Source organism: Nocardioides pelophilus (assembly GCF_014180685.1).
In the GTDB taxonomy this organism is placed as follows: Bacteria; Actinomycetota; Actinomycetes; order Propionibacteriales; family Nocardioidaceae; genus Nocardioides; species Nocardioides pelophilus.
In genome coordinates this window covers 1-8994 of the sequence record NZ_JACEHF010000167.1, presented here as the reverse complement: position 1 = coordinate 8994, position 8994 = coordinate 1, and the positions used below count along the sequence as shown (strand labels likewise).

At 70.8% G+C, this 8994-nt stretch carries 13 protein-coding genes; 4 read left to right on the top strand and 9 right to left on the bottom strand.

Annotated features, from left to right (window positions below; translation table 11 throughout):
- Positions 1 to 881, top strand: an 881-nt coding sequence (locus H0488_RS19455) for an FAD-dependent oxidoreductase (protein WP_183100889.1), incomplete at its 5' end; no start/stop codon positions are given.
- A 98-nt stretch (positions 882 to 979) separates the two neighbouring features.
- Here the strand turns inward: H0488_RS19455 and H0488_RS19450 are convergent.
- Positions 980 to 1447 (bottom strand): CBS domain-containing protein, encoded by a 468-nt coding sequence (locus H0488_RS19450; RefSeq protein WP_183100888.1) that lies wholly within the window; start codon positions 1445 to 1447, stop codon positions 980 to 982.
- Between the two features lie 205 nt (positions 1448 to 1652).
- On the opposite strand from H0488_RS19450, the gene adhP reads away from it, so the two are divergent.
- Positions 1653 to 2669 (top strand): alcohol dehydrogenase AdhP, encoded by a 1017-nt coding sequence (gene adhP, locus H0488_RS19445; protein ID WP_183100887.1) that lies wholly within the window; start codon positions 1653 to 1655, stop codon positions 2667 to 2669.
- A 9-nt stretch (positions 2670 to 2678) separates the two neighbouring features.
- Here adhP and H0488_RS19440 read toward each other — a convergent pair whose 3' ends face one another.
- Positions 2679 to 3146 carry a hypothetical protein gene (locus H0488_RS19440; protein ID WP_183100886.1) on the bottom strand — a complete coding sequence of 156 codons (468 nt, stop codon included), beginning with the start codon at positions 3144 to 3146 and terminating at the stop codon, positions 2679 to 2681.
- Between the two features lie 112 nt (positions 3147 to 3258).
- Between H0488_RS19440 and H0488_RS19435 the strand changes: the two genes are divergently transcribed.
- Positions 3259 to 4176 (top strand): alpha/beta hydrolase, encoded by a 918-nt coding sequence (locus H0488_RS19435; protein WP_183100885.1) that lies wholly within the window; start codon positions 3259 to 3261, stop codon positions 4174 to 4176.
- 64 nt (positions 4177 to 4240) lie between these two features.
- Here H0488_RS19435 and H0488_RS19430 read toward each other — a convergent pair whose 3' ends face one another.
- The 7 genes from H0488_RS19430 to H0488_RS19400 form a co-directional block, all read right to left on the bottom strand.
- Positions 4241 to 4756, bottom strand: coding sequence for a DsrE/DsrF/DrsH-like family protein (locus H0488_RS19430; protein WP_183100884.1), 516 nt, complete (start codon positions 4754 to 4756; stop codon positions 4241 to 4243).
- Between the two features lie 26 nt (positions 4757 to 4782).
- On the bottom strand, positions 4783 to 5097 hold the full coding sequence (locus tag H0488_RS19425; protein ID WP_183100883.1) for a TusE/DsrC/DsvC family sulfur relay protein: 315 nt from the start codon (positions 5095 to 5097) through the stop codon (positions 4783 to 4785).
- The gene (sqr, locus tag H0488_RS19420) at positions 5094 to 6362 is read right to left on the bottom strand and encodes a type III sulfide quinone reductase, selenoprotein subtype (RefSeq protein ID WP_183100882.1); all 1269 of its coding nucleotides are present in this window, start codon (positions 6360 to 6362) and stop codon (positions 5094 to 5096) included. Before sqr ends, H0488_RS19425 begins: the two co-directional genes overlap by 4 nt.
- Positions 6363 to 6485: 123 nt before the next feature.
- Positions 6486 to 7244, bottom strand: coding sequence for a PIG-L deacetylase family protein (locus tag H0488_RS19415; RefSeq protein ID WP_312856439.1), 759 nt, complete (start codon positions 7242 to 7244; stop codon positions 6486 to 6488).
- 81 nt (positions 7245 to 7325) lie between these two features.
- Positions 7326 to 7484, bottom strand: a complete 159-nt coding sequence (locus H0488_RS19410) for a hypothetical protein (protein WP_183100881.1) — start codon at positions 7482 to 7484, stop codon at positions 7326 to 7328.
- Positions 7474 to 7743: a hypothetical protein gene (locus H0488_RS19405; protein WP_183100880.1), complete on the bottom strand. Its 270-nt coding sequence runs from the start codon at positions 7741 to 7743 to the stop codon at positions 7474 to 7476. The genes H0488_RS19410 and H0488_RS19405 overlap by 11 nt, the downstream gene beginning before the upstream one ends.
- Positions 7744 to 7844: 101 nt before the next feature.
- Positions 7845 to 8189 carry a response regulator transcription factor gene (locus H0488_RS19400; RefSeq protein WP_183100879.1) on the bottom strand — a complete coding sequence of 115 codons (345 nt, stop codon included), beginning with the start codon at positions 8187 to 8189 and terminating at the stop codon, positions 7845 to 7847.
- 140 nt (positions 8190 to 8329) lie between these two features.
- Between H0488_RS19400 and H0488_RS19395 the strand changes: the two genes are divergently transcribed.
- Positions 8330 to 8994, top strand: a 665-nt coding sequence (locus H0488_RS19395) for an NAD-dependent epimerase/dehydratase family protein (protein ID WP_183100878.1), incomplete at its 3' end; no start/stop codon positions are given.

The following is an 8994-nucleotide window of genomic DNA, read 5'->3' as shown; positions in this document are numbered from 1 at the left end:
GGCCGCTCCTCGGCCGCCGGGTCGCGGTGTACGGCGGCGGCAACACCGCGGTCGACGCCGCGCGCACCGCCAAGCGGCTCGGTGCCTCCGACGCCGTGGTCGTCTACCGGCGCACCCGCGACCGGATGCCGGCGCACGACGATGAGGTCATCCAGGCCGAGGAGGAAGGAGTCGAGTTCCACTGGCTCTCGACCATCGAGCGGGTCGAGCCCGACGGACTGCTCATCGAGCAGATGGAGCTCGACGAGACCGGCTTCCCCCAGCCCACCGGCCGCACCGAACGGCTCGCCGCCGACTCGGTCGTCCTCGCGCTCGGGCAGGACACCGATCTCTCGTTGCTCCCCACCGAAGGCCCACTGCACGTCAGCGACGGCACCGTGGAGACCGACGGTCTGCTGGCGACCGGGCTGCCCGGAGTCTTCGCCGGAGGTGACGCCATCGCCGGAACCCGCTCGGTGACGACGGCCGTCGGCCACGGCAGGCGCGTTGCCGAGAGCATCGACGCCTGGCTCGCCGGACGGGCCTCGCAGCCGGACAGCGAGCCGGACCTGGCGCCGTACGAAGCGCTGAACACGTGGTACTTCGAGGACGCCGCCCGCAGCCACCGGCCACGCCTGGAGCTGGCCCGCCGCAGCTCGACGTTCGACGAGGTGGTGCACGGACTGGATGCGGACACGGCCCTGTTCGAGGCACGCCGGTGCCTGTCGTGCGGCAGCTGCTTCTCCTGCGACAACTGCTACGCGCTCTGCCCGGACAACGCGGTCCTCAAGATCGGCCCTCCGGGCGAGTACGTCATCGACCTCGACTACTGCAAGGGGTGCGGGATCTGCGTCGAGGAGTGCCCGGCGGGCGCGATCGAGATGGTTCCCGAGGAGATCTGAGGAGAGCCGAGGGCCCCAGAGCCGAGCTCTGAGGCCCTCTGCGGCGACCAGTCTGCGGCGACCAGCCTGCGCGGATCGGGCGGGATCGGGCGGGTCGGTCAGTCCTGCTGCACGACGACGCGGGTGCCACTGGGCACGACCACGACGTCGTCGCCGTCCGCGCCGTCGATCAGGACCGCGAGCAGGTCCCGGATCGAGACCATGCCGGCGATCAGGGTGTCCTGCAGCACCGGCAGGTGTCGGACGTCGGCGTCGCGCATCGCCCGCGCGGCGTCCAGGATGGTGTCGTCCACCTGCGCGGTTGTCAGCTCCGACGTCATCGCCTCGCCGACGGTCAAGTGGGAGAGGGTGGCGCCGGCAGCGACGTGCCGCACGATGTCGCGCTCCGACAGGATTCCGACGAGCCCGCCGTCGGCCAGCACGAGCACGGCACCGAGCTCGTCGGCCGCGAGGGCCTCGGCACCCTCCTCGAGGGACGCCTGGTGGTCGATGGTGGCGACGGGCCAGCTCATGACGGTGGCCACCCGGTGGTAGGGCCGCGCGTGCTGGGTCTGCTGAGTGGTCATGGTTCTCTCCTCGGTCGAGGGGCTGGCCGGACGAGGGAAGCCCTGCGCCCTGCGGTTGCCCACTACCTTGATACGCCCTTCGCGCGGTGGGTCCTTAGGGCCGTTCGGCCCTACGTAGGCAGACCTCCGTCACTGTCGCCGCGCTGCCGCAGGTAGCAGCGTGGGGGATGGAAGAGAAGAGCCCCCACGCAAGAAGGAATCCCCCATGAAAGCAGCAGTCGTCACCGACTTCACCCAGCCGCTCGAGATCCAGGACCTGCCGATCCCGGACCCCGGACCCGGTCAGGTCCTCGTCCGGATGGAGGCCTGCGGCCTGTGCCACACCGACATCCATGCAGCCCACGGCGACTGGCCGGTCAAGCCCAGCCCGCCGTTCACCCCCGGCCACGAGGGTGTCGGCATCGTCGAGAAGATCGGCCCGGACGTGACCGTCCGCCAGGTCGGCGACCGGGTCGCCATCGCCTGGCTCGGACACGCGTGCGGTAGCTGCAGCTACTGCATCCGCGGCTGGGAGACCCTGTGCGAGTCCCAGCAGAACAGCGGCTACTCGATCGACGGCGCCTTCGCGGAGTACGCCGTCGCGGACGCCAACTACGTCGTCGCCGTCCCCGACGGGATCACCCCCACGGACGCTGCGCCGCTGACCTGCGCCGGCGTGACGACGTACAAGGCGATCAAGGTCGCCCACATCGAGCCCACCGAGCGGGTCGCAGTCTTCGGCGTCGGCGGCCTCGGCCACCTCGCCGTCCAGTACGCCCGGCTGGTCGGGGGCACCGTCATCGGTGTTGACGTCGAGGAGGACAAGCTGGCACTCGCCCGCGAGCTCGGCGCCGACCACACCGTGAACGCCCGGACGACCGACGTGGTCGCGGCTCTGGAGGAGCTCGGCGGGGTCGACGTCGCCGTCGTCCTGGCCGTGATTCCCGAGGTCTTCGAGCAGGCCTTCGCCTCGCTCCGCCGCGGTGGCCGTCTGGTCTGCGTCGGGCTGCCGCCCGAGACCGACGGTCCGATGAGCCTGCCGATCTTCCCGACCGTCCTGAAGGGGATCTCGGTGATCGGCTCGATCGTCGGCACCCGTCAGGACCTCGCCGAGGTCTTCGAGCTGCACGCCCAGGGCCGGACCCGGGTGGTGGCCGAGACCCGCAAGCTCGACCAGGTCAACGAGGCCGTCGAGGAGGTCCTCAGCGGCCGGGCGACAGCGCGGCTGGTCTTCGAGTTCTGAGCGTCGACCTCAGGGGCGGCCGGTGACCGGGTCGAGCGCGCAGTCGACGACCGCGGCCAGGTCGGTGCACTCGCCGTCCGGCTCGCTCGGGGGGTTGCTCGGGGTGGTCGGCGGGGTCGGCGAACCCGGCTGCTCCGAGGGGTCCGACGGGTCGGGGCTGGGGGCGGCGGTCGTCGGCGTCGGCGTACCGGACGCGTCGTCCGTCGCGTCGTCGACGGTGACGGCGCTCGGCTCGGTGGAAGCGGCCTCGGTGGTGGCAGCCCTGCGGGTGCGCTGGCGGTTCGCCTTCTCGAGGACGTTCGAGAGCCGGCCGTGCGACGCCGGCTCGCTGTCGGGCGGCGGCGGCACGGGGGTCGACGGCCCTTCGCCCGACGACGACGGCGTGTCGCCGAGGTCGACCAGCCCCACCCCCCAGGAGCCGACCAGGACGACGAAGATGGCGACGGCCACGCCGCGCAGCAGCCAGGTCTTGCTCATGAGTGCACTCCAGAGATCCCGAGGTCAGGGCACGATCGTAGAGCCTGCCCGCCGCGTGCTCGTCCAGCGACCGTCGCGACGCACCCGTGCGCTCTTCTCGTACGGTCGGCGCATGACCGAGCCTTCGCCGTACGCCCGCCGCGCCCGCCGGGACATCACCTTCCCCTCCGGGGACGACACCTGCGCCGCGTGGCTCTACTCGGCGGAGACGTCCGTGCCGGGACCGGTGATCGTGATGGCCCACGGTCTCGGGGCGGTCAAGGAGATGCGGCTGGACGCCTACGCCGAGCGCTTCGTCGCGGCCGGCTACTCCTGCCTGGTCTTCGACTACCGGCACTTCGGCGCCAGCAGCGGCGAGCCCCGCCAGCTCCTCGATGTCCGCAAGCAGCTCGAGGACTGGGCCGCGGCCGTCTCCTACGTTCGTTCGCTGGAGGAGTTCGACCCGGACAAGGTCGTCGTCTGGGGGACGTCCTTCGGAGGCGGGCACGTCATCCGGACCGCGGAACGCGACCACCGGATCGCGGCGGCCGTCGCCCAGTGCCCGTTCACCGACGGCCTGGCGTCGGTCCTGGCCATCGACACCCTCACCTCGCTCCGCGTGACCGCCCGCGGGCTCCGCGATCTCGTGACGTCGAGGCTGCACCGACCACCGCACATGGTCCCGACGTCGGGCGAGCCCGGCACCGTCGCCCTCATGTCGGCGCCGGATGCGAAGCCCGGCTACCTCGCGCTCGTGCCGGACGGTCAGGAGGTCATCAACGAGGTCGCGGCCCGCGTCGCGTTGAGCATCCCGTTCCAGTTCCCCGGGCGCTCGGCGGCAGCGGTCGAGTGCCCGATCCTGTTCGCGGTGTGCGAGACGGACAGCGTCGCACCGGCGCGGGCGACGAAGCGGCACGCTGCGAAGGCGCCCAAGGGCGAGATCAGGACCTACCCCGAAGGGCACTTCGACATCTACGTCGGCGAGGCGTTCGAGCGCGTGGTCACCGACCAGATCGCGTTCCTCACCCGCCACGTCCCACCGGCCACCTGAGGCGGCAGGCGGCCGGCGGACGGCTGGTGGTCGGGCTGGTGGTCGGGCTGGTGGTCGGGCTGGGTCAGATGAAGAGGAGCTGGGCCCCAGCCGTCTTCTCGATGAAGTCGCTGGCACTGATGATGGCCTCGACCTCATCGTAGAGGTCCTCCTCGGTGAGGTGGTTCATGTCCGCCGACATGCGACACGCCCAGAGGTGTCCGCCGGAGGCGACGATCTGCTCCAGGAACTCAGGCACCTCGGGGACGTCGAGGTCCGCGATGGACTTCTTCAGCTTCGAGGTGGCCAGGGCCGTCATGCCCGGGAGGCCGCCGAGGCCCTGCGGCATGTGGGTGGCGGGGTTGCCGAGCATCGTGAACTTCAGGTCGCCCATCGTCTTCTTGTTGATCATGTCGAAACCCCAGAACGTGAAGAACAGGTGGGTCTCGACGCCCTCGCCGAGGGCGGCGTTGGCGAGGATCAGCCCGGGGTAGGCCATGTCGAGGCTGCCCTTCGAGCAGATGATGGCGAGCTTGCGGCCTTCGCTGGCGGAGTCGTCGAAGTTGGGGACGACGGCGGGCGCGGTCGGTGTGGTGGTCATGGTGGGACTCCTTCAGAGGTGGTGGGTCAGACGCAGCCGTGCGGCTTGGGCAGACCAGCCACGTAGGCCATCTTCTTGGCGGGCTTCTGCGGGAACAGCACGAAGAGCTCCTTGACGGGTACGCCGCTTCGGGCGGCCACCCGGCGCAGCGTGGCCGTCTCGCCAGCCTCTGCGAAGTCGGCGCGGAGGAACCGGACGACCTCCCAGTGCCGCTCGGTCATCTCGATGCCGATCTGGGCGGCGAGGGCAGCTCCGAGCTCCTCGCTCCACTCGGACGGGACGGTCAGGAAGCCCTCGTCGTTGACGTGGAACTCGTGTCCGGCGAGCGTGGTGGTGGTCATGTCAGCTCCTTCGGTTGTGGTGTCGTTGCGTCGTCGACGGGATGCTTGCCGACCATGGACATGTGGTTGGGCAGCGGGATCGGCCGGCCCGGGAGCAGGACGTTCCAGTAGATCCACCGGAACGCGAGCTTCCCGAGGTGGTTCGCCCGGGTCTCCTTGAGCAGACCGAGCGGTCCGACGTACGGCAACGGGTAGGTCCCGGTCAGCGGCTCGGTGTCGTAGTTGAAGTCGATGAGCAGCGCCTTCTTGTCGCCGGACTCGACGAAGCAGTTGGCGTGCCCGTCGAACGACCGGACCATCGCCTGACCGTCGATGTGGCGGAGGAAGTTGTCGACGAACACCTCCACGGCGAAGTGAGCGACCGAGCCCGCCTTCGAGGCCGGGATGTCATTGGCGTCGCCGACGGCGAAGATGCGATCGCTCTGGGTGCTGAGCAGCGTGCGCTTGTCGACGGGCACGTAGTTCAGCTCGTCCCCGAGGCCGGACCTGGCGACGAAGTCCGCGCCCATGTTGAGCGGGACGGTGACCAGGAGGTCGAACGGGACCTCGCGCTCGTCGTACGAGACGAGGCACTTGCGCTCGTTGTCGATGTGCTCGACGAGGAAGTCGCTCTCGACGACCACCTTGCGGTCCTCGAGCATCGCTCCCAGACGATCGGACGCGACGGGCTTGGTGAACGCCCCGGGGAGGGGCGTGACGTAGACCAGCTCGACCCGGTCGCGCAGGTGGTGCTCGCGCAGCCACGCCTCGGCGAGGAACGTGAACTCGAGCGGAGCCACCGGGCACTTGATCGGCATCTCGGTGATGTGCACGACCAGGCGCCCGTGGTCGAACTCCTTGAGGGCCTCCGCGAGCGCCTGCGCGCCGTCGCGGGTGTAGAAGTCGAAGATGCTGCGCCGCCACTCGGCGTCGAGCATGCCCGGGGTCTGGTCGGGCCGCGGCGACGTGCCGCTGGCGATGACCAGGTAGTCGTAGTCGAGCGTCCGGCCGTCCTCGAGGAGGACGGTGCGGGCCTCGGCGTCGACCCGGTCGACCTCGGCGATCACGAACTCCACGCCGTCGGGGACGAAGTCGCGACGCGGCCGCGAGAGCTGTGAGTCGTCGTACGTGCCGAACGGCATGAAGAGGAAGCCGGGCTGGTAGGGATGGACGTCGTCGCGATCGACGACGGTGATCTCCCACTCGTCGGCGGGGAGCTTCCGGCGCAGCTTGTTGACGATCATCGTGCCCGCCGTGCCGGCACCTAGAACCACCAGTCGCCTCATCACAGTCCGCCTCCTCGGCTCGGTGGGACGGATCCACGTCCCAACCTCACGCTAGGAGTCGGGGGAGCAAGGGGTCAGGGGCGGAAGACCCTGGCCGACGGGACCGTCGGCCCTCCCGGGCAGTCAGTCCTCCTCGGAACCGCCCCAGACCATCGAGTACACCTCGAACATGGCGGCGTACGTCGTGCCGAACCGGGCGCCGCCCTGACGCAGGATCCCCTCGAGGAAGTCCTCCGCGCTCCAGCCCTCCCAGCCCAGTCCCTTGATGTAGGCGTCGTGCGCCTCGAGGGAGCGGACGCCGACGTCGAAGGTGTCGGTCACGTCGACCGCGTGCCGCGAGTCGGGGGAGCCGGCGGCCCAGACCGCGCGTACGCCGCCCCACGGGTTGAGGCCGTCGGTCAGCTGCTCGGGGAAGATCCAGCGGTTGCCGGCGTCGCGGACGCCGTCCAACACCGCTCTGCCCGTCGCGATGTGGTCGGCCTGGTTGAGCGCACCCGGCCCGAACGTGTCGCGGAAGTTGCCGGTGATCACGATCTCCGGCTGGTACCGGCGCACCAGCCGGGCGACGGCGGCCCGCAGGTCGAGGCCGTAGGTGAGGATCCCGTCGGGGTAGCCGAGGAACTCCACCTCGTCCACCCCGACCACCTGCGCGGACGCGATCTCCTCCGCTTCGCGAAGGGCGCGGCACTCGTCCGGATGCAGGCCGTCGATGCCCGCCTCGCCGCTCGTCACCATGACGTAGTTGATCTTCTTGCCCTGGCCCGTCCAGCGCGCGATCGCACCGGCGGCGCCGTACTCGATGTCGTCGGGGTGGGCCACGATCACGAGGGCGCGGTCCCAGTTCTCGGGAAGCGGCTTGAGCTCCGCTGGCATCTCCTGCATGCGCCGAGCATGGCATCGCCGCGGTCGTTCGGGGAGCCCATCGAGCGGCGATCTGGGCTCCGGTCCTCGAGCGTCGGTGTCTCAGTCGGTCCGGGCGGAGGACTCGTGCTCCGCGCCCACGGAGCCTCGTCGTACGGCGGCCAGCAGCTCGCCCCAGCGGCGGCTCGGCCGCGGCTCGGTGCAGCGCAGCGCGTCGACGAGCCGGCGCAGCTCCTCCGGCCGTCGCCACTCAGGCGCCACGACGTGCCTTCTTCTGCGCGACCTCGCGACCCTCGAGGCGACTCATCCGCGTCAGCACGTTCTCGATGAGGTCCTGCTGGACGAGCACCACCTCGACCAGCTCGTCGACGGCGGTGGCGAGCTCGCGCCACTGGGCGCCGTCGTCGGCGGCAGCGGCCGGCGCGGCCGGCGTGCTGATGCCGGGCTCGGGAATGAGTCGGCGGATGCCCGCGATCATCTCGGCAAGAGGGTTCGCGCCATCGCGAGGGGCATCGGGCATGAGGGCAAGGATCGCCGAAGCCGGCCGGCTGCGCTGTGGCGAGCGCCTCACCCGGGTGCCGTGGCCGCCTGCGGCGTGGCTGGGATCACGCCGCGGACACGTCAGTCGACGCGGATGAAGCCCGAGCGGTAGGCGGCGATCACCAGCTGGACGCGGTCCCGCACCTCGACCTTCGTGATCAGCCGCGCGATGTGGCTCTTCACCGTCGCGGTCGAGATGAAGAGCGTCTGCGCGGTCTCCGTCGTGGAGAGACCGACCGCGAGGCAGTGCAGGACCTCGATCTCGCGGCGGGTGAGGCGGGCCGCCCAGAGCGGAGCGCTCGCAGGGGGAGACCCCGCGGCGGGAGGCGCCGGGACGGGCTGGGGCTCGGCCCCGTGCACCACCTGCAGGTGGCGACGGTGGACGGCGTACGCCGCCGGGTTGCGGCTGGGCATCGTCTCGATCATCGGTCGTCTCCTTCGTGGGGTGCGCTCCAGAAACTACGGAGGAACCCGCCCGCTGGAATCAGGGTTAACCCCCTACTTGCCGGCTTCCGCTGTGCGCTGAATCACTTGCCGCCGTGCGGCGCCTCGGCTGGGGTGGAGGCATGAGGCTGCTCGTGCTCGGAGGCACCGTGTTCCTGTCCCGCGAGGTCGCGGCCGAGGCGCTCCGGCGCGGTCACGACGTGACCTGTGCCTGTCGGGGAGTGTCCGGTGACGTCCCCGAGGGCGCGACGCTGCTGTGCTGGGACCGCGCCGAGGAACCGCCGCCACTGGCGGGGGAGTACGACGCGGTGGTCGACGTCTCCCGCATCCCCTCGCACGTGCGTCGAGCAGTGGCCGCCGTTCCCGACGCCCATTGGGTCTTCGTGTCGACCGTCAACGTCTACGCCGACGACTCGGTGCCCGGACGGCCCGGCACGGTGCCGCTGCGGGAGCCGATCACCGAGGACGTCGACCTCTCCGCCGATCCCGAGGCCTACGGCCCGATGAAGGTCGCCTGCGAGCAGATCGTCCGCGACGGAGCGGCCTCGTGGACCGTGGTCCGCCCCGGGCTCATCGTCGGCCCGGGCGACCCCAGCGGGAGGTTCACCTACTGGCCGGACCGGCTCGCCGACGGGGGCGAGGTGCTCGCCCCGGGGGCGCCGTCCGACATCGTTCAGGTCATCGACGTCCGCGACCTCGCCGCCTGGATCGTCACCCTGGCCGAGCGCCGGACCGTCGGAGACTTCGACGGCGTCGGCCTGCCGGTCCCGATCGGCGACCTGCTCCG